At 72.2% G+C, this 19551-nt stretch carries 21 protein-coding genes; 7 read left to right on the forward strand and 14 right to left on the reverse strand.

Annotated elements, in window-relative coordinates; translation table 11 throughout:
* Position 1: 1 nt before the first annotated feature.
* From IEZ27_RS00495 to IEZ27_RS00505, 3 genes are all read right to left on the reverse strand, one after another.
* The gene (locus tag IEZ27_RS00495) at positions 2–937 is read right to left on the reverse strand and encodes a carbohydrate kinase family protein (RefSeq protein WP_229823003.1); all 936 of its coding nucleotides are present in this window, start codon (positions 935–937) and stop codon (positions 2–4) included.
* Positions 938–1088: 151 nt separating this feature from the next.
* Entirely contained in the window at positions 1089–1667 is a 579-nt protein-coding gene (locus IEZ27_RS00500; RefSeq protein ID WP_189645363.1) for an SRPBCC family protein, read from the reverse strand.
* A complete protein-coding gene (locus IEZ27_RS00505; RefSeq protein WP_185845314.1) occupies positions 1664–1981 on the reverse strand; it encodes an ArsR/SmtB family transcription factor in 318 nt (105 codons plus the stop codon). Before IEZ27_RS00505 ends, IEZ27_RS00500 begins: the two co-directional genes overlap by 4 nt.
* A gap of 288 nt (positions 1982–2269) precedes the next feature.
* Between IEZ27_RS00505 and IEZ27_RS00510 the strand changes: the two genes are divergently transcribed.
* Complete coding sequence (locus IEZ27_RS00510; protein ID WP_189645364.1) at positions 2270–2980, forward strand: hypothetical protein; 711 nt, start codon at positions 2270–2272, stop codon at positions 2978–2980.
* Positions 2981–3064: 84 nt separating this feature from the next.
* Entirely contained in the window at positions 3065–3514 is a 450-nt protein-coding gene (locus IEZ27_RS00515; RefSeq protein ID WP_189645365.1) for a hypothetical protein, read from the forward strand.
* A 79-nt stretch (positions 3515–3593) separates the two neighbouring features.
* Here the strand turns inward: IEZ27_RS00515 and IEZ27_RS00520 are convergent, their stop codons facing one another.
* Positions 3594–4418 (reverse strand): PIG-L family deacetylase, encoded by an 825-nt coding sequence (locus IEZ27_RS00520; protein WP_189645366.1) that lies wholly within the window; start codon positions 4416–4418, stop codon positions 3594–3596.
* A 199-nt stretch (positions 4419–4617) separates the two neighbouring features.
* A complete protein-coding gene (locus IEZ27_RS00525) occupies positions 4618–6009 on the reverse strand; it encodes a tetratricopeptide repeat protein (RefSeq protein ID WP_189645367.1) in 1392 nt (463 codons plus the stop codon).
* 177 nt (positions 6010–6186) lie between these two features.
* Between IEZ27_RS00525 and IEZ27_RS00530 the strand changes: the two genes are divergently transcribed.
* Both IEZ27_RS00530 and IEZ27_RS00535 read left to right on the forward strand, forming a co-directional pair.
* On the forward strand, positions 6187–6504 hold the full coding sequence (locus IEZ27_RS00530; RefSeq protein WP_189645368.1) for a hypothetical protein: 318 nt from the start codon (positions 6187–6189) through the stop codon (positions 6502–6504).
* Positions 6505–6514: 10 nt separating this feature from the next.
* Positions 6515–7753 (forward strand): cytochrome P450, encoded by a 1239-nt coding sequence (locus tag IEZ27_RS00535; RefSeq protein WP_189645369.1) that lies wholly within the window; start codon positions 6515–6517, stop codon positions 7751–7753.
* On the opposite strand, the gene IEZ27_RS00540 is transcribed toward IEZ27_RS00535, so the two are convergent.
* Genes IEZ27_RS00540 through IEZ27_RS00565 form a run of 6 tightly spaced genes read right to left on the reverse strand, consistent with a single transcriptional unit; the run spans position 7719 to position 14372 of the window.
* Positions 7719–8216: a MarR family winged helix-turn-helix transcriptional regulator gene (locus IEZ27_RS00540; RefSeq protein ID WP_189645370.1), complete on the reverse strand. Its 498-nt coding sequence runs from the start codon at positions 8214–8216 to the stop codon at positions 7719–7721. The genes IEZ27_RS00535 and IEZ27_RS00540 overlap by 35 nt on opposite strands.
* Before the next feature lie 45 nt (positions 8217–8261).
* Positions 8262–9827, reverse strand: a complete 1566-nt coding sequence (locus IEZ27_RS00545; RefSeq protein ID WP_189645371.1) for an amidohydrolase — start codon at positions 9825–9827, stop codon at positions 8262–8264.
* Positions 9824–10507, reverse strand: coding sequence for an ABC transporter ATP-binding protein (locus IEZ27_RS00550; protein WP_189645372.1), 684 nt, complete (start codon positions 10505–10507; stop codon positions 9824–9826). Before IEZ27_RS00550 ends, IEZ27_RS00545 begins: the two co-directional genes overlap by 4 nt.
* 25 nt (positions 10508–10532) lie before the next feature.
* A complete protein-coding gene (locus IEZ27_RS00555) occupies positions 10533–12287 on the reverse strand; it encodes a branched-chain amino acid ABC transporter ATP-binding protein/permease (protein ID WP_229823005.1) in 1755 nt (584 codons plus the stop codon).
* A gap of 37 nt (positions 12288–12324) precedes the next feature.
* The gene (locus IEZ27_RS00560; RefSeq protein WP_189645374.1) at positions 12325–13182 is read right to left on the reverse strand and encodes an ABC transporter permease subunit; all 858 of its coding nucleotides are present in this window, start codon (positions 13180–13182) and stop codon (positions 12325–12327) included.
* A complete protein-coding gene (locus tag IEZ27_RS00565; protein ID WP_189645375.1) occupies positions 13182–14372 on the reverse strand; it encodes an ABC transporter substrate-binding protein in 1191 nt (396 codons plus the stop codon). Before IEZ27_RS00565 ends, IEZ27_RS00560 begins: the two co-directional genes overlap by 1 nt.
* Before the next feature lie 97 nt (positions 14373–14469).
* On the opposite strand from IEZ27_RS00565, the gene IEZ27_RS00570 reads away from it, so the two are divergent.
* A complete protein-coding gene (locus IEZ27_RS00570; RefSeq protein WP_229823007.1) occupies positions 14470–15405 on the forward strand; it encodes a TIGR03619 family F420-dependent LLM class oxidoreductase in 936 nt (311 codons plus the stop codon).
* Between the two features lie 41 nt (positions 15406–15446).
* On the opposite strand, the gene IEZ27_RS00575 is transcribed toward IEZ27_RS00570, so the two are convergent.
* Both IEZ27_RS00575 and IEZ27_RS00580 read right to left on the reverse strand, forming a co-directional pair.
* A complete protein-coding gene (locus IEZ27_RS00575; protein ID WP_125637694.1) occupies positions 15447–15839 on the reverse strand; it encodes a nuclear transport factor 2 family protein in 393 nt (130 codons plus the stop codon).
* A gap of 12 nt (positions 15840–15851) precedes the next feature.
* Positions 15852–16622 (reverse strand): MoaF C-terminal domain-containing protein, encoded by a 771-nt coding sequence (locus IEZ27_RS00580; protein ID WP_189645376.1) that lies wholly within the window; start codon positions 16620–16622, stop codon positions 15852–15854.
* A 66-nt stretch (positions 16623–16688) separates the two neighbouring features.
* Here IEZ27_RS00580 and IEZ27_RS00585 point away from each other — a divergent pair, with 66 nt between their 5' ends.
* On the forward strand, positions 16689–17477 hold the full coding sequence (locus tag IEZ27_RS00585; protein ID WP_125637692.1) for an SDR family NAD(P)-dependent oxidoreductase: 789 nt from the start codon (positions 16689–16691) through the stop codon (positions 17475–17477).
* 67 nt (positions 17478–17544) lie between these two features.
* Complete coding sequence (locus tag IEZ27_RS00590) at positions 17545–18363, forward strand: DUF1206 domain-containing protein (protein WP_229823009.1); 819 nt, start codon at positions 17545–17547, stop codon at positions 18361–18363.
* Positions 18364–18446: 83 nt separating this feature from the next.
* Here IEZ27_RS00590 and IEZ27_RS00595 read toward each other — a convergent pair whose 3' ends face one another.
* Positions 18447–19541, reverse strand: a complete 1095-nt coding sequence (locus IEZ27_RS00595) for a glycerophosphodiester phosphodiesterase (RefSeq protein WP_189645377.1) — start codon at positions 19539–19541, stop codon at positions 18447–18449.
* Positions 19542–19551 lie beyond the last annotated feature (10 nt).

The following is a 19551-nucleotide window of genomic DNA, read 5'->3' on the forward strand; positions in this document are numbered from 1 at the left end:
TTCATCGAACGGTGGCGAGCGCCTGGGCCCAGGGCGGGTTCGCGCCCGCCACCGAGCAGGTCAGCGCCGACACCCGGGCCGCGAACGACGCGGCGGCCACGGCGGTCTCCAGGTCGAGGCCGTCGAGCCGCCCGCCGAGCAGGCCACGCGCGCCCAGGTCGTGCAGCAGCCCGGCGGTGAAGGAGTCGCCGGCGCCGACCGTGTCGACGACCTCGACCCGCGGCGCGCGTACCTCGGCCCGCTCACCGCCGAGGGACACCAGCGCACCCGCCGCCCCCCGGGTGACCACCACGAGCCGGGCCCCCGCGGCGTGCCAGGTGTCGCAGGCCCGTTCCACGGACGCGCCGGGCATCAGGAAACGCAGGTCGTCGTCACTGAGCTTGAGCACGTCGGCCCACCGGCACCAGCGCTCGACCTGGTAGTCCTCACGGACGGCCAGGCTGGGACGCACGTTGGGATCGACCGACACCGTGGCCCGCGCCGCGGCCCGCCGCGCGAACTCCTCGACGGCCGCCCGCCCCGGCTCCCTGACCAGCGCCAGCGATCCGGTGTGCAGGCAGGTGGCCGGGCCCAGCCTGGCCGGGTCGAGCTCCTCGGCGCTCCACTGCCAGTCGGCGGTGCCGCCGGCGTAGAAGGTGTAGGCGGCCCCGCCGTCGTCGTCGAGCGCGGCGACCGAGAGCGTACTCGGCTCGGCCGCCTCGACGGCCGCCGACAGATCCACCCCCGAGGACGTCAGCCGGTCACGGAACAGCGCCCCGAACACGTCACCCGAGACGCGCCCGAGGAAGCGGGTGGGGGTGCCGAGGCGGGCGAGCGCCACGGCCGTGTTGGCGGGCCCGCCGCCGGGCAGCACCCGCAACCCGAGCTCCCCCCGCCCGGCCTCCCCGCCCGCGCCGGTGAAACCATCGGCCACGCACTCACCCAGAACAGCGATCACCGACCCCGCCTCCCTGGAGCTCACCCACTCCGACCCAAGCCTCCCGCCCCGAACCCCATCATCCCAGCCCACGCCCCACAAGATGGCGACGTGCCATCCCCTCGGAGCCGCCATGCCCGTCGCGACGCCATGTCTTCCGGAAGAGCGACGGTCAGGATGCGTCGTCCTCGTCGTCCTCCAGGTGGTCGGGCAGGCCGGTGGCGGGGACGCCGAACGTCCGCGCGTACTGGTCGTTGAGCTCCGGCCAGCCGAAGTTCATCGCGGCGGCGCCCCGGATCGGCGGGATCGGACGCCCTTCGAGCAGCTTCTCGGCCACGTCGAGGCAGATGTGCCAGCCGGCCGCGACCTTCGGCAGCCAGTCCCGCTCCTGGACGGTGTGCCGCAACGTCAGCCGGGTGCCGGTGCCGGTCGCCGCCAGTTCCCAGCGCAGCAGGTCGGTGCCGAACGTGTGCTCCAGCAGCGTCGGCGGCTCGGCGCGTACGACCTCGGCCTCCATGTCCTGGGGCTTCTCGTCGTCGATCATCGTGAGCGTCGCGCCGCCCGCCTCGGAAAGATCACGGTCGGCGCTGTACGGCGCCCACGCGGCGAGCTGCCCCGGCTCGGTCAGCGCCCGCCACACCCTCTCCGGCGGATGACGCAGCTCGCGGACGAGGACGAGGGTCCAGCGGTCTCCCGCCGCCTCGCTGCCGACCTGTGCCGGCGGGCTCGGACGGTACGCGTCAGAGGTCATGACGTCTCCTCCAGGTTGTCGAGATGGCGTTCGAGAGCGTCGAGATGCCGGTCCCACAGGGCCCGATACGGCTGAAGCCAGTCGTCCAGCGCGCGGAACGGGCCCGCGTGGATGCGGTAGATCCGCCGCTGCGCCTCGGTACGGCAGGTGACGAAACCGGCCTCCCTGAGCACCTTCAGCTGCTTGGACACCGTGGGCTGGCTGACGTCGAGCGCCTGGACCAGCTCGTTCACACTGCTCTCGGCCACCCGGAGCCGATCGAGAATCCGACGTCGGGTCGGCTCGGAGAGCACGGAGAACGCATCCACGGACATGCCTTCATATTCCACAACCGGCATATACCTGTCAAGGCATACACACTCATCGGCGCGCCCTGCCAGAAGTCCGCCCACCCGGCCTCCGGGCCGCCGCCCCACCCTGTGGCGGCACCTCGGCTCCGAGCGCCGCATGCGTGGCGCGGTGGCGGGAGGTCTCGTACTGGAGTGGGTTCCGGTCGGTCCGGGCGGGCTTTCGGGATCGCTAATGTTATCTCTTCGTGATGTGCGCTCGGAGTGGGTGATTTGTGCTGCGTGTGTTTGTGTGGAGGGATTAAGTGTCAGGATATGTCGTGTTTATGGGGAGATTTTGGGGCGGCGCTGTCCGAACATTCTTATGGTTACGATTCCTTCGTCCAGTCGTTCTGCGGAGCGGGGGGAAAGAAGGGCGCCATCGATTCCCAGGATTTGGCCGAACTCGAAAAGCGCCGGAACGATTCCGACTTCGCCGTGGCGTTCGCCAGCGTGATGCCGCCGCGCCAGCTCAAGAGCCTCCTGGCCGGTCTGCGCCGCGCTCACGCCATTCAGTCCGCCAACCTCGACAGGTTGGCCAAGGCCCTGAGCACGCTCCTCGGCACCGCCTCCCGCGCTCCCGGCCCGGCGCGGATTTCGGCCCCTTACACCCATCGCCTGCTCGAAAACCTCGACACACCGGAAACCGGTTTCGCCATCGGACAATTGCTGCGCTACGGACGTTTCGACGAGCCGTTCCTCCGCGACCTCGCCGCCAAGACCTACGACTACGAACGAAGCCAGGCTCCCGGCTCCCCGTACTGGCGGAATCTCCATCCGGACTCGCAGCCGATGTGCGCCATTCCCCTGGACGAACGCGACCCCATGGCGGGCGTCATGGCCGCCCTCGCCAACCACCCCAGGGCGGCCCGCGAGTTCCTGACGGACGGGCGGCGGGACCCGCTGGAGTACCTCACCTGCGAGCGCTTCTGGCCGGGGAACACGGAGGCGTACCTCGACCGGGCGATCGACATCGCGGGGCTCTAAAAGACCCTCGGCGGCGAGGCTGTGATCAGAGGCTGTGATCAGAGGGCGTCGAACCAACTCGCGAACCCGATCATCACACCACACATGAGATCATTTCGCCGAGCGAGCATGTGGCTGGCCGCGTTCGTCGTCGGCCTGCCCTCGCTGGGGGTGGCGGCGGTGGTCGCCGCGTTGCGGGGGCGGCCGTGGGTGTTGTTCGCGGTGCCGTACCTGGTGTTGTTCATGCTGGTCCACCTCGTCGGCCTGATCCTGCTCGCCCTGCTGCGCTTCCGGCCGGACTGGCTGCGCGCGCTGGTGGCCGCCGTGGCGGCGTACACGATCGCGTCGGTCACGCCGGCGATCGGCACGATGACGCGCTTTCCCTACCATGTGGTCAGGTGCGGCGGCCTGCCCGTCGTCGCCACCGGTCTCGCGGCGAGCATGAGCTACAACGTCCCAGGGGACGAGGACTACGGGGTGACGCTGTTCGACGGGCCCTTCTTCTGCACGGAGAAGGAGGCCAAGGCCGCCGACTTCCACCACTACGACTTCTGACCCGGACCGCCGGACCGGTCGTCGTTCGCGGGGACGCGAGCGGCGTACGGTCCGGTGGTCGGCTCGGAGGAGGCCGGTGTCAGGGGCGGAGGCCGGTGAAGAGGTCTTCCTCGTGGTCGGGGGCGTCGACCTTGTTGAGCTTGCGTTCGAACGCCTCGTGGGAGAACGCCTGGTGCTGGGCCTCGTCGGGCATGCGGAGGAGGAAGATGTTCTCGCCCTGGCTCTCGTGGGACTTGAGGGCCTTGAGCTTGCGCTCGACCTGCGGGGTGACGTCGACGATGGCGGTGACCAGCTCGTCGGGGGTGCCGAAGTCGTCGGACGGCTCGAAGCCGCCCAGGTCGACGCCGCTGTCGCGCATCAGCTCGAACATGCGCTTGATCGACGCTCGGGGGATCGCCGTGTAGTAGAACTTGTCGGGGATGCCGGTCGCCTCGACGGCGGCCACCGTGATGCGGTGGGTCTGCACGTGGTCAGGGTGGCCGTAGCCACCGCCGCCGGTCTCGTCGTAGGTCACGACCACCTGCGGGCGGTAGTGCTCCATCAGCTCGCCCAGCCGGGCGGCGGCCGCCTCGACCGGCACGTTGGCGAACGCGTTGGGGTGGTGGTTGGTGTCCCAGCCGTCCATGCCGGAGTCGCGGTAGCCGAGCAGCTCCAGGTGGTCGATGCCCAGGTGTCCGACGGACTCGCGCAGCTCGGCCAGCCGTCGTTCGGCCACCCTTTCGTCGTCGTGGCCCTCCTCGCCCGGTTTGACGCCGCCGACGTCGTCACCCTGCTCGCCGTTGGTGCAGGTGACCAGCACGGTGCGGATGCCTTCGTCGGCGTAGCGGGCGAGGATGCCGCCGGTGCTCAGGCACTCGTCGTCGGGGTGGGCGTGGACGACCATCAAGGTGAGTTCCCGATCCATGAGGGGAACCCTACTCGGCGCATGCGACACTTCCGCCCGCGCGTTCGAACGCGCGGTGGACGGGCGGAGGGCCAAGGAGGGGCGCGCGCCCGGGGGTGGGGGTGTGGTGAAAAGGGCGGGGGCGTGGTGAAAAAGGGCGTGGGCCTGCGAAAAGGGCGAGGGCGCGTTGAAAGGGCCGGGGGCGTGGTGAAAAGGCGGGTCAGGCGGTGGTGATCAAGGTGGTGGCCTTCTGGCGGGCGGTGGCGGCGGTGGCGTGGTCGCCCAGCCGGTCGGCCAGCGCCGCGTGCTTGAGCCAGTTGAACGGGCTGCACGGCCGTACGCTGACGCGTTCGCTCACCAGCACCCGGGCCACCTCGTGCCGCCCGCCCCGCAAGGCCGCCTCCAGCAGCGTCTTCTGCACGGCGTCCCGCTGGGCGTGGCTGCCGCCGAACTCGTTGACCCGGTGCCTGATCGGGTACAGCAGGTCGACCGCCGTCCCGAAGTCGCCCCGCCCGTACGCCACCAGGGCCCGGCACACCGGCAGCCCCACCCGCAGCGTCATCGCGACGTTGGCGACCCCGGGCCGGGACTCCAGCGTGTACGCCTCCCGCGAGGCGATCAGCTTCTCCGCCTCCCCGATCCGCCCGGCCCCCACGTACGACATGACCGCGTGCATGTCGTTGAAGGCGTAGAACGGCTCGGCCACCAGCGGCGGCCAGGCGTCGGCCAGGGCCTGCCAGCGTTCGTGCTGGTCGGAGCCCTCCAGCAGGAGCCGCCAGAGCAGCGCGGCGGCGTCCAGCAGCTCCATGGACGTGCGCCCGCCGGCCAGCACCGCGTCGTGCACGGCCAGCGCCCGCTCCACGTCCCCGGCCTCCAGGGCGTAGAGGGCGTAGTGCCACCAGGTGTGGACGTTGAAGAACGTGCCGGTGGACCAGTCGTCGAGGCGGGCGTCGAGGTAGCGCACGCCCTCGCCGAAACGGCCCTGCATCTCGTAGGTGTGCACCACCGCGTGGATGCCCCACACGTCGCGCCGGTTCAGCTCGACGGCCCGCAGGCCGACCTCCTCCGAGCGGTCGTAGTGGCCGGCCTCCTCCAGGCCGAAGGCGTACATGCCGAGCAGGTGGCCGAAGTGCGGGTCGTCCTCGTGCCAGGCGGTGAGCGCGCCGCCGACGCGGTCGCGCAGCGCGCGGGCGTCGCCGGTGAAGAAGTCGAGCTGGTGTCCGGCGGCCAGCGCCAGCGCGTCGCGCGGGTGGGCCGTCGTGATCTCGGCCAGCAGCGCGCCGCAGGCGGGCAGGTCGCCGGCGAGCAGTGTCCGTACGGCCGCCACGTGGGCGCGTTCGCGGGGGAGCAGCGAGGACTCGTCGGCCTGGCGGCGGAAGGCGTCGAACCGGTCCCGCGCGGTACGGGCCTCGGCCGCCTCGGTGGTCAGCAGGCCGAGGTAGGCGGCCAGCACGTTGGCCATCGGGAAGCCGGGGGAGTCGGCCAGCGCCGCGTCCGTCTCGGCGTCGACCTCGGACCGGAAGTGCAGCAGCTCGTCGATCGCCCGGTCGTAGTGCCGCGTGGCGGCGGCGCTCGCGCCGGTCATGGCCAGGCCGTGCTGGTCGGTGCTCACCGGATCACTGTAACCGCGCGACCGGTCGGGGAACCGGGATGACGCCCAGGGCCACGCGCCCAGGCCAGGCGCGGGTCGCGGACGGCAGACTTCGTTCGGGTCCGTACGAGATATCCGGAAGGCTTGTCCGCCCACAGCCGTCGCCGTAATGTTTGTGGCCGAACGAGAGGAACGGCGATGGCCGAGGAGATCGTCGAGCGCCTTGTGGCGGCGGGCGTGGACGACTGGGGCCTGGACAACCGCAGCGCCATGCTCCGCGTGCCGCCCGAGCCCCTGGACGGCTACGGCTACGACCGGGCCAGGTCGCCGGTGTTGCCGATGTCGCTGACCGCCGCGCTCGCCGCGCTCGCCGCGTTCGAGGCCGACGGCGAGCTGATCGGCGTGCTGGGCACGCGGTTCACCGCCGCCTACCTGGCCTGCAAACGCGATGAGGTCGAACGTTTCTCCCGGTACGTCACCGACCGGGAGCTGCGCGAGTACGCCCACCACCTGTGAAGGAGCGCCCATGCGCCTGGCCGACGTCGACCTGGCCGACCCCGGCAGGTTCACCGACGGGGTGACCCCGTGGCGGATGTTCGACGTGCTGCGCGAGCAGTCGCCCGTCCACTGGCAGGACGAGCACGGGCACGGCAAGGGCTTCTGGGCGGTCACCCGGCACGCCGACATCGTGGCCGTCGGCCGCGACCCGGAGACGTTCACCTCCGAGGGCTTCACCAACCTGGAGGAGGTGGACGAGCGGCAGGCCGCGATCCGGCGTTCGCTGCTGGAGACCGACGGGCCCCGCCACCACGCGCTGCGGCGGTTGTTGCTGCGCGACTTCTCGGCCAGGTCGGTGGCCGGTTACGAGGTCTTCCTGCGCGGCCTGACCGCCACGACCCTGGACGCCGCCCTGCCCAAGGGCGACTTCGACTTCGTCAAGGAGGTCGCCGCCGACTTCCCGATCAACGTCCTGGCCCGCATGCTCGACGTGCCCGACACCCAGCGGCTCATCGACTGGGGCAACCAGATCATCGAGAACACCGACCCGGAGAGGCTGCACGCGAGCGAGCGCTTCAAGGACCTGCCCTTCCGCAGCCCGGCCTCCCTGGAGGTCTTCGAGTACGGCCGCGAGCTGGCCGCCCGCCGCCGTGGCGGCGACGGCACGGACCTGGTCAGCAGGCTCGTCAACCAGGTGCCCGTGGACGGCCTGCCAATGTCGGAGCGCGACTTCGACAACTACTTCCTGCTGCTGGTCGTGGCCGGGAACGAGACCACCAGGCACGCCGTCTCACACGCCATGCTGGCCCTCCTGGAGCACCCGGACCAGCTCGACCGGCTGCGCGCGGACGCGTCGCTGATGCCGCGCGCCGTGGACGAGTTCCTGCGCTGGGCCTCGCCCGTCTACCACTTCCGCCGTACCGCGACCCGCGACGTCACCCTGCGCGGCCGCCGCGTCGCCGCCGGCGACAAGGTCGTCATGTGGTACGCCTCGGGCAACAGGGACGAACGCGTCTTCCCCGACCCGTACCGGTTCGACGTGGGCAGGGACGCCGACGAGCATCTGACGTTCGGCAGGGGCGGCCCGCACTACTGTCTCGGCGGCGCGCTGGCCAGGCTGGAGATCCGGGTGCTGTTCGAGGAGCTGCTGCCGCGCCTGTCGTCGATCGAGCTCGCGGGCGAGGTGCGCAGGATCCGTTCCAACTTCGTCAACGGTATCAAGGAGCTGCCGGTCAGATGCTCTCCAGGTGCTCCATCACGCGCTTGAGCGAGCCGGCCAGCTCGCGCCGCTGCTCACTGTCGAGCTCCTTGACCACGAACGCCTCCTGCCGGTTGAACTCCGGGAACAGCTCGCGCATCAGGCGCTCGCCGGTCGCGGTGAGCGCCAGCATGACCCGGCGGCCGTCCGTGGGATGCGGGAAGCGCCGCAGGTGACGGTAGGACTCCAGGGTCTTGACCACACCCGTGAGCGTGCCCTTGGAGATGCCCGCCTCGGCGGCGACGTGGCGGGTCTCGCTCTCGCCCCAGATCCACACCACCCACATCACCACGAACCCGGTCCAGGTCAGGCCCGTGTCACGCAGCACGGTCTGCTCCAGATAGTTGCGGATGGCCGAGGAGGCGCGGTAGATGTTCGACACCGCCCACATGGCCTCGAAGTCGATGTTGAGCTCGCCGAGCCGCTGGCCGATGGCCTCCTCGGTGTGGCGCAGGGTGTGGTGTCCCGTCATAGCCCCGAAGTATATTCGGTACCTAACAATCTTGACGTACGCGGCTCACGAACGGGACCAAACGATCCCGCCGCCGAACACCGTCAGGTCAACCGGCGCCGCCGTGACGTCCTCGTCGGCCGTCGCCGCGCTGACGCACAGGTCGGCCACCTTGCCCGTGGTGAGCGTGCCCTTCCAGCCCTCGGCGAAGTCCTGCCGCGCCCCCGCGATCGTATAGGCGGACAGGGCCTCCCGCAGCGAGACGCCCTCGCCGTCGCGCGCGACCAGCGCGGCCACGCCCGCCCGCCAGTCCGGCGCGGTGACCGGCGCGTCCGAGCTGCACGCGGTCAGCACGCCCGCGTCGATGGCCGAGCGCGCCGGCCACTCCCGCTCGGCCGCCGCCGCGCCGAACATCTCCCGCGTGGTGCCCGACTCGACGTGCTGGAGCACCGGTTGCAGGTTGATCCCGTAACCCAGCTCGCCGAGGGTGGCCAGCGCCTGCTTGGAGGCGAACTGGCCGTGGATCACGTAGTGGCGCGGGTCGGCCCTCGGGTACTCGCGGGACAGGGCGGCCAGCGCGTCCACGACGGCGTCGATGCCCCTGCTGCCCACCACGTGCACGCCCGCCTGGAGGCCGGCCACGTGCACCAGGCGCAGGATCTCGTCCAGCTCGGCGACGCGTTCGGCGTCCGTCCCGCCATGGGTGCACAGCGAGCCGTGCCCGCCCGACGGGTACGCCTCCCGCATCCAGGCCGTCTCCGAGGGCGGGATCCCGTCGGCGAACACCTTCACGCCCAGCAGCCGGACCAGCCGCTCGTCCACGCCGTCCAGGTCGTCCGGGAGGCGGGCGAGGTAGGCCTCGGTGTCGGCGACCGAGGCGCCCGACATCGGGCTCGGCAGGCCCAGCACGCTCACCCGGGCGGTCAGCTCGCCGGCCCGCGCCAGCTCCGCGTACGCGCTCAGCACCCCCGGCCCCATGCCGCCCGCGAACGCCGCCCCGCCGCCCGGCCCGAGGCCCGGCTCGGTGAAGCTGGTGATCCCGGCCCGGTTCAGCTCGGCCACCACCTCGCGCAGCACCCGTGCCAGGCCGCCCTGGGGCGGGGGCACCAGGCGCTGCACCAGGTCCTGGTCCCCGTGGTGCAGCAGGCCGTCGCCGTCCGGCAGCCCGGCCAGGCGCAGGGCCGCGGAGTTGGCCCACGTGGTGTGGCCGGAGAAGTCCTGGAGCAGGACGGGGTGGTGGGGGGCGACGTCGTCCAGGTCCGTCTTCGACGGCATCCGGCCCTCGGCCAGGTAGCCGGGGTTCCAGCCGATCCCGCGCACCCACTCGCCGGGACCCGCGGCGCGTACGGCGGCGGCCACCCGTTCCCGCACCTCGGCGATCGACCCGAGCGCCACGTCCAGGCAGAACGGCGGGCGGGTCAGGCCGTAGGCGCAGGCGTGCAGGTGCGAGTCGTTGATCCCGGGCAGCACGACGCGGCCCCGCAGGTCCACCACCTCGCCCGCGCTCCAGCCGGAGGTGTCGCCGACGTGCACGATCTCACCGCCGCGCACCGCCACCCCCGTCGCGTACGGCCGCGCCGGGTCCATGGTCAGCACCCGCCCGTCGACCAGCAGAAGATCGGCGTCCGTCATGAATCGTCTCCCAGGTAGGCACGCTTGAGCGCGGCATCGGACTCGCGCAGCGGCGCGGGCTCGCCGCCGTAGGTGATCGCACCGTGCGCCAGCACGTACGCGGTGTCGGCCAGGGCCAGCGCGGCGTGCGCGAACTGCTCGACCAGCAGCACCGCGCAGCCCTCGTCGGCCAGCCGCCGGATCACCGGCAGCAGGCGGCGTACGACGCCGGGGGCCAGGCCGAGTGACATCTCGTCGAGCAGCAGCGCCGCCGGGCCGGTCACGATGGCCCTGGCCAGCACGAGCATCTGCTGCTCGCCGCCGGACAGCAGCCCGGCCCGCACGTCGAACCGCCGTTCCAGCTCGGGGAACAGCTCCAGCGCGCGTCGCGGGTCACCGGCCAGGGCCAGGTTCTCGCGCGTGGTGAGGGTGGCGAACACGGCGCGGCCCTGCTCCACGTGCGCCAGGCCGTGCCTGGCCCGGCGGGTACGCGGCCGGCCGGTCAGCACGCTGCCGCCGAGCACGATCTCGCCCCTGACCGCGGGCACGACGCCGGAGACGGCTTCGAGCAGCGTGGTCTTGCCCGCGCCGTTCGGGCCGAGCAGGACGGTGACCTGCCCCGCCGCGGCGGTCAGCGTCACGTCCCTGACGACCGGCTGGCCGCCCCTGGCCACGGTCACGTCCCGCAACACGAGATCCACGGGGTCACCTCCTGTCCGTACGCGCTCACGCGGCGGGCTCCTCGCCCAGGTAGGCCCGCAGGACGCGGGGCTCGGCGAACACCTCGGCGGGCGGGCCCTCAGCGACGACCCGGCCGAAGTCCAGCACGGTCACGCCCGTGCACGCCGCCCTGACCAGGTCCAGGTCGTGCTCGATGAGCAGGACGGCGGCGCCGTACCGGGCGGGGACCCGCCGCAGCCACGCGCCCAGCCGTTCGCTCTCGGCGTGCCCGAGGCCGGCGGCGGGCTCGTCCAGCACGGCGATCGCGGGACGGGCCAGCAGGGTCCCGGCCACCTCCAGCAGCCGCCTGGTGCCCACGTCGAGCGCGGCGATCGGGTCGCCGGGCGCGACCGCGACCAGCCCGGCCAGGCCCTCGGCCAGCTCGTCGTCGCCGAGCGCGCGGCGCGCGGCGAAGCGCAGGTACTCGCGCACCGACAGGCCCACCGGCACCCGGTCCTGCTGGAACGTGCGGCGCAGCCCGGCCCTGGCACGCCGGTGCACCGAGGTGCCGCCCCGCCCGTCCGCGACGACCACCCCGCCGACCTCGACCACGCCGCCTCCGGCGGGGACGAATCCGCTGATCGCGTCCACCAGGGACGACTTGCCTGCGCCGTTCGGGCCGACCAGCCCGTGCACGTCACCGGCGAGCACCGTGAGGCCGACCTCGTCCACGGCGACGACCTGGCCGTACCGCACGCTCACCCGTTCGATGCGCAGGGCCGCCCGCGGCTCGCGCGGGCTGGGCCCGTCCGGCGTGATCTCGGGCGCGGCCGGTTCTGGGCCGGGCGGGGGAGCGGCCACGGCGCTGGAGGCCAGCGCGCGGCGGGCGCGCAGGGCCTTGCGCACTGCCGGGCGCAGGGCCGTGCGCAGGCCGTCGCTCATGCCCGAGCCCTGCGTCATCGCCTGAACGGCGCCGACCGCGAACACGACGTTGGCCCACTGCTGCGGGACGCCGAGCCGCCGCAGCAGCTCGCTCACCAGCACCCCGAGCGCGCCGCCGATGAGCGCGCCCTCCGCGTGGTGCGCCCCGGCCATCACGGCCATCGCGTAGGCCACCAGCGACTGGCCGGGGTCGAAGTTGCGCGACACCACCATGGCGAGCTGCCCGGCCAGCAGCGCCCCCGACACCCCCGCGATGAAGGCGCTGACCGCGAACGCGCTCAGCTTGGCCCCGGGCACGCTGGTCCCGGCCGCCGCCGTGGCGCGTTCCGACTCCTTGAGCGCCCGCCAGGACGCGCCGAGCCGGGTCCGCCGCACCAGCGACAGCGCCACCGCCACCAGCGCGAAGACGCCGCAGCAGAGCAGGAAGAACTGGCGGTCGGAGGTCAGCCCCGCCGGACGGCCCACCACGACGCCCTGACTGACGCCGGGAAAGGAGTTGGCGGCCATCACGACGTCCACGGTCGCGGCGAAGCCCAGCGTGATGATCGCCAGGTGCACGCCGCGCAGCCGCAGCGCGGGCAGGCCGATCAGCAGCCCGAACGGCACGGCGGCCAGGCCCGCGAGGGGCAGCCAGACGTACAGACCGCCGGGGACGTCCCAGACGTTGAGCTGGGCGGTGGTCCAGGCGCCGATCGCGGCGAAGGCCATCTGGCACAGGGACACCATGCCCGCCTGCCCGGCCACCACGCCGAGGCTCTGGAGCAGCACCCCGGAGATGACCGCCGACATCGCGAGGAACACCCAGTACGCCGGCAGCCCGGCGGCCAGCCCGTAGGCCAGCGCCGCGAGCCCGAGGCCCGCCACCGCCCACCGCGCCACCGCCCGCCCGCCAGCCGATCGGCTTGTGTCCGGTTTGTCAGCGGGAGGCATCCCACACCTCCCTGCGCCGGCTCCACACCAGGATCAGCAGGATGGCCGCGAACGGCACCACGTCCCGGTACTGCTGGACCACCGCCGACCCCGCGAGCACCCCCTCCAGCAGCCCGAGCGCGAGGCCGCCGGCCAGCGCCCCGGCCAGCAGCCGCAGCCCGCCGAGCAGCGCCGCCGCGCAGGCGGGCACGATGAGCATGCTCAGCGACAGGATGTCGCTCGACCGTACGGGCGCCACCACCAGCAGCACCAGCGACGACAACGCGCCGGCCAGGGCCCACACGGTGACGGTGAGCGCGCGGGTGCCGATGCCCAGCAGCTCCGTGGTCACCGGCCGCTCGGCCATGGCACGCAGGCGCAGGCCCAGCGGCGTACGGGTGAGCAGCAGCGACGTGCCCGCGCCGATCACGACGGCCAGGGCGAGCAGGACGACCGCGCCCTGCGTCACCACGACCCCGGCGAGCGTGGCGACGCGGCCCGCGGCCGGGTTCGGCAACACCCGCGGCTCGTCGCCGAAGGCGATGTAGGCCAGCGCGATGATCCCGATGAGCTGCGCGATCGACACCGCCGTACGGGTCTGCGGCCCGCTCTCGGCGAACCAGCGTGTCATCACGAACCCGCACAACGCCGACACCAGCGCCCCCGCCGTCACCCCGGCCAGGGCCGCCGCCCAGTACGGCCACCCCGTCCCGGCGAGCGCCGCCATCACGTACACCCCGGCCACGCCGGTCGCCGCGACGGCCAGGTTCACGGTCGCGGTCAGCCGGTACATGGCGGTGAGCAGGAGGCCGAGGGCGGCGAACGTGCCGCCCGCGGCCAGCCCGGAGACCAGGCCCTGGAACATCAGTCGAGCGTCCCGGGGTAGCGCACCCACTCGGGCGTGACCACGTGCCAGGCGCCGTCCTTGAGCTGGACGATCTTGCCGGCCCGGTTGGAGAAGTGCCTGGGAGCCTCCCCGAACTCGTACGGGGTGCCGGTCAGCGGCGTCTGGACGGGCTTGAGCGCCTTGAACGCCGCCGTCACCGCCTCCCGGGTGATCGGCCCCTTGATCGTCTTCAGCGTGTCCACGAAGTACGTGGCCGCCAGGTAGCCGCCCTGCCCGAAGGAGGTGAGGGGCACGTTCTTGGAGGTCATCAGCGTCCGCCAGTCCTTCAGCGCGGGCGAGTCCGCCTCGGTGAACGGCTCGAACTCGGCGTTGGCGTACGTGCCGTCGCCGTCCGGGCCGAGCGCCTTGGCGACGGCCTCGGTGTAGGGGGCGGTGGTCATCAGCCAGTCGATGCCCTTGACGTCCTGCTGCTTGACGACCTTCATCCAGGCGATCGCCATCGGCTCGGTGCCGTTGTACAGGACCGCCTGGCAGCCCTCCCGCCGGGCCCGCAGCACGAACGGCGTCGGGTCGGAGTCGGGCTTGACCGTGCGGTCGTCCAGGGTGAGCTTCTTGCCGGTGAGCGCGGTCCAGCTCTTCACGGCGCCGCCGTAGGCGTCGTTGGTGTTGCCGAGGATCGCCAGGAACATGCAGACCTTGTCCCGCTTGAGCACCTCGGAGGCGTAGTAGAGGTTGATCGCCATGTTGAGGTACGGGCCGGTGTTCACGGGGGAGATCGCCGGGGACTCGAAGCAGGTCGGGTCCACGCCGGTGCCCTGGATGGAGACGATCTTCGACTGCTGGTAGAAGGGCGCGTTCACGGCGCAGTCGAGCAGGCTGGCCGAGCCGACCAGCGCCACCACGCCCTGGTTGGTGACGACGTCCCTGGCGGCCTGGGCGGCGGCGGCCGGGTCGCCCTTGTCGTCGGCGCTGACGTACTCGATCTTCTGGCCGTTGACTCCGCCCTGCTCGTTGACCCGGTCGAAGACGGCCTTGGCCGCGGCCGAGGAGTCGGGGAAGGTGACCGCGCCGCTCAGCGAGCTGACGCCGCCCACCTTGATGGTGCCGGTGCCGCCGGGCGAGGCGGCCGTGGGCTCGTCGGACAGGCCGCATCCCGCGATCAGGAGCAGCGCGGCGAGCGGGACGGCGAGTGCCCTCTTGGGGATCATGGGCGACCTCTCTGCGGATTTTGGGAGGGATCGTAAGGTGCCAAACGATTGCGTTCAAGAGCTAGATTGCTGAAGATCGTTCGGGTATGAAAGCAAGATGAAGCAACCGCGCATGCAACTCGTGTTGTCCGAGAACTGGACGATGACCTCGGCCCGCGACCTGCCGGCGCTGGTCCGGTGGGCGCGTGAGGCCGAGGACGCCGGGTTCGACTCGGTCATGATCAGCGAGCACATGGTGCTCGGCCCCGACGCCGGCGCCCGGGGCCGCATGGCCAACCCCCGCGAGTACGCGCTGCCCGGCAACCAGGACCCGTTCACGCCGTGGCCGTACTCGCTGGGCCTGCTGGCCGCCATCGCCTCGGTCACCTCCCGGCTGCGCCTGGCCGCCGCCGCGGTGCTCGCCCCGCTGCGCCACCCGCTGGCGCTGGCCCGCGAGCTCGGCACGCTCGACCTGCTGTCGGAGGGCCGGCTGATCGTGTTGCCCACCGTGAGCTGGAGCCGCGACGAGTACGCCGCGCTCGGCGTGCCGTTCGACCAGCGCGGCCGGCTGCTCGACGAGCAGCTGGAGATCTGGGAACTGCTCTGGCGCGACTCGCCGGTCTCCTACCACGGGCGGCACTACCGGTTCGACGAGGTGTACTTCGAGCCGAAGGCGTACCGGGAGAGCGGGCCGGCGCTGTGGTTCGGCGGCGCGCGGATGAGCGGGCACCTGCTGCGCCGGATGACCCGGTGGGGCAGCGGATTCAACCCGCTCGGCTACCCGCCGGCCGAGGACATCAAGGCGCTGGCCGACGGCATGGCCGCGGCCGGGCGCGACATCGGCGAGCTGGAGCTGGCAGGCGGCACGCGGGCCGTCTTCCCCGACGCCGTCTCCTGCGCGCCGCTCGGCCCCGCCCTGGAGCACATCCCGGCCCGGATGGCCGAGGGGTACACCACGTTCTGCATCAAGCCGTCCCAGTTCATCGACGACCCGGACGGCGTGGGGGCGTTCTGCCGCGAGGTGATGCGGCGCGTGGCCGGGCTGACGGGGTGAGGACGCCGCGCGGCCGGCCCTCATCCGGCCGCGCGACGGGATCATGGGGCGAGCGCCTCCCGGACGAGGGCCGTGTCGGTGAACTGTTCGAAACGGGTGGCGAGGCCGTCCTCCAGGTGCCAGACGTGGGTGAAACGCACCCTCATCGACTTGCCGGTGGCGCGGTAGACGCCGCTGTAGTGGCCGATCACCACGATCACGTCGCCGCCGTCCACGTACTCGTCCGGCTCGGCCTGGTATCCCTCCCACTCGCCGCCCAGCTTGGCGAACACCTCCGACAACACCTGCTCCGGCCCCACGTACGTGCCCCCGTACGGGAAGCCGGCCATCTCCGTCCACCGGGCCCCGGGGGCCAGCAGGGATACGATGCCGTTCACGTCGCCGGCCGCCGAGGCCGCGTAGGAGGCGCGTACCGCGTCGAGATTGTCACTCATATGTGTTTCTCCTCAGACCGGTTCCTCGCCGGCCGGATAGATGATCTGACCCAGCGGCTCGATGTGCGCGCCGCCGGGGGAATGGTGGATCTCGCCCTCGCCGGACAGCCCGAAGAACGTGCCGACCGTGCGCAGGGCGCTCCAGTCGTAGAGCCAGGTGGCCGCCACCGGGATGCGGAACTCCCGGAAGGTGAACACGTACAGGTTGTCGGCGATCTTCCAGGCGGAGGCCAGATCGACGTCGCCGTGGCCGCGCTGCGCGCCGGCCAGGCACTGCCAGGCGTAGCGCTCGGAGCTGAGGTAGACGTGCTCGTAGAGATGCTCGGGGCTGTAGCGGTACAGGGCCCGCAGTCCGATCAGCTCGCGGGTCGGCGCGGGCGGCGGGCCGGTGACCTCCTGGCCCTCGATCACGCCGGGCGTGAACGTCTGGGACACCCGCGGCTGGCCGGGGACCGGCTCGGGCGCGATGACGGAGACGACGCGCAGCGCCCGGCCCGTGCTCGTGTGCAGGACGGTGACCGTGTACTCGCGCGGCCGCTCGGTGTGCGCGCGGCCGACGTAGAACAGGTCCTCCCGCATGGCCACGGCCTCGTACGGCTCGGCGGGGCCGCCGTCGGCGTGCACCTTGTAACGACTGGCAAAGGACAGTGACGTCTTGCTGCCGTCGTCGAAGGTGAGGTCCACCTCGGTGCCCGCGAGCGCGTACGTGGCCGGAAGGCGGTTCGTGGCGATCCCGGGCGCGAAATCGTCCATGTTCTTCCAACCGGCAGGGCGATCGGTCATGGCCGCTCCTTCCTCCACGAATTCGTCTATGAAATCATATAGCTTCCCGTTGTAAAGGAGTAGGCGATGAGGCTCAAGGGAAAGGTCGCGCTGATCACCGGAGCGGGCACCGGCATCGGCGCGGCGACCGCCCGCAGGTTCGCCGCCGAGGGGGCCTCGGTCATGCTGACCGGCCGCCGGCCGGGGCCGCTCGCCGACGTGGCCGCGGACCTGGGCGACGCGGGGGCCGTGGCCTGCGCGGACATGTCCGACACCGTCCAGGCGCGGGAGGCGGTCGAGGCGTGCCTGCGGCGCTTCGGCGCGCTCGACGTGGTGGTGGCCAACGCGGGCGGCCACGGGGGAGGGCCGGTCGGCGAGACCGACGACGCCTCCTGGCGGCTCAGCCTCGACGCCAACCTCAACACCTGCTTCGTGACCTGCCGGGAGACGCTGCCGGCGCTGGTGCGCTCGAAGGGGGCGATCGTCGTCGTGTCGTCGATCGCGGGCCTGGCCGCCGGTCCCGCCGTCTCCGGATACGTCACGACCAAGCATGCGCTGATCGGCCTGACCCGCTCGATCGCCCGCGACTACGGCCCCCAGGGCGTCCGGGCCAACTGCCTGTGCCCCGGCTGGGTCCGTACGCCGATGGCCGACGAGGAGATGGACGTCCTGGTCGAGCGGGACGGCATCAACCGCGACGAGGCGTACGAGCTGGTCACCAAGGACGTGCCGCTGCGCCGCCCGGCCACCGCCGACGAGATCGCCGCGATCTGCCTGTTCCTCGCCTCGCCGGACAGCGCCGTCATGACCGGCAGCGTGGTCGTGGCCGACGGCGGCGCCACCGCCGTCGACCTGCCCACGCTCGCCTTCGACTGATCGCCGACGCCTAGGACGCCGTTTCCCGGGCACTGGAAGGTTCTTCCGCGAACCCCCAGGAGGAACGGTGAGCACCGCACAGAGCGCGGGCCGCGAAGCCAAGGACGCGGCCCGCAGGGCGGCCGACAGCCCGGCGATGAACACGCTGGCCCGCGTCGGGCTGGCCTGCCGAGGCGTGCTGTACGCGCTGATCGGAGTGCTGGCGCTGCAGATAGCCTTCGGCGACGGCTCACGCCAGGCCGACAAGTCCGGAGCCATCACCACCATCGCCGCACTGCCCTTCGGTCAGGTGCTGCTGTGGATCATGACGGTCGGCTTCGCCGGGCTGGCGCTGTGGCAGGCCTCGGAGGCGGTGTTCAGTCACCGCAAGGCCGCCGACCGCGTCCAGTCGGCCTTCCGTACCGGCGTGTACGTCCTGATCTGCGTGACCCTGCTGAGCGTGCTGCTGGCGGGCCGGGCCAAGTCGGACGACAAGCAGTCGCAGAACCTGACGAGCAAGCTGCTCGACCTGCCCGGCGGCCAGATCATCGTGGGCCTGGTCGGGCTCGGCGTCATCGCCCTCGGCGTCTACTGGATCCACGAGGGCCTCACGAAGAAGTTCGAGCGCGAGCTCGACCTCGGCCGCATGTCGCCCAAGGCCCGCTCGGTGATGGAACGCCTCGGCCAGGCCGGCTACGTCGCGCGCGGCGTGATCACCGGCGGCGCCGGTGTCTTCGTCGGCTACGCGGCGGTCACCTTCGACCCCGACAAGGCGGGCGGCATCGACGCGACCCTGCGGCGCTTCGCCGACACGCCGGTGGGACCGTGGTTGCTCGCGGTGGTGGCGCTCGGGCTGCTGCTGTTCGCGGGCTACTGCTTCGGCGAGTCCCGCTGGCGCCGTACCTGACGGCCGCCGCGCGGGAGCGGCGGAACCCCCGGCCGGGGGCCCGCCGCTCCGGCGCGGGCGGAATCGTGACCGTCAGGAGGGCCTCAGGCGGGGCGTCCGGCGACGACCGCGCGGCCCATCGCGGGGTCGTCGCAGAACGCGCCGTCGATGCCCAGCTCGATCAGCCTGCTCAGCCAGCCCGCCACGTCGCCGGTGGCCCGCCCGTGGACCGGGCTGGCCGGGTTGCCCTTCCGGTAGTCGGCGGGAAGCTGGGAGTTCTCGTTGCGGATCGTCCACACGTGCACGTCGAGCCGGCGGCGGTGGGCGTCCTGGACCAGCGTGGTCGGCGGCAGCGTCGCGCCCGAGGCGTCCACCGGGACCACGCGGCGGGTGTCCACGCCGATGCCGGAGGCGTACCGGGCGACCTCGCGCAGGCCGTCGGGGGTCACCATGTCGTCGTAGGTGCGGGTGCTGCCCGAGGCGACCCAGTCGTAGGGCGCGCCGCCGTAGGTGATGAGCTGGATCAGCGGCAGCCGCGTCCGGCCGCGCAGCTCGCGCAGGTTCGCGGTCTCGAAGGACTGGATGTACGCCTTGCGCACGTGGTACCGGTTCAGCACCTCCAGCAGCGGCTCCTCCAGCGACAACCCGGCCGCGTCGAAGTACGTCGGGTGCTTGGTCTCGGGATAGACCCCGACGCCGTGCCGGAGCGCGAGCTGCACGACCTCCTCGAACGTGGGGATCTCGGCGAGCCCGTCGAAGGCGGTGTTGTCCGGCCGCAGGTCGGGCACGCGTTCCTTGGCCCGCAGGGTCTTCAGCTCGGCCAGCGTGAAGTCCTCGGTGAACCAGCCGGTGACCGGCCGGCCGTCCACGGTCTTGGTCGTGCGCCGGTCGGCGAACTCGGGGTGGACGGCCACGTCGGTCGTGCCGGAGATCTCGTTCTCGTGCCGGGCCACCAGCACGTGGTCCTTGGTGGAGACCAGGTCGGGCTCGATGTAGTCGGCGCCCATCGCGATGGCCGCCTCGTAGGACAGCAGCGTGTGCTCGGGCCGGTGGGCGCTGGCGCCGCGGTGCCCGATCACGACGGGGGCCTGGCCGCGGCGCTCGGCCGTGGCGGATGGCGTCTGGGTCAGTACGACCGCGACCGTACCGCCGGCCAGGAGGGTGGCCAGCACGCTCGCGAACAACCTGCGCGTCGTCATGCGCGCACGG

The organism is Nonomuraea spiralis (assembly GCF_014648435.1).
Classification (GTDB): Bacteria; Actinomycetota; Actinomycetes; order Streptosporangiales; family Streptosporangiaceae; genus Nonomuraea; species Nonomuraea spiralis.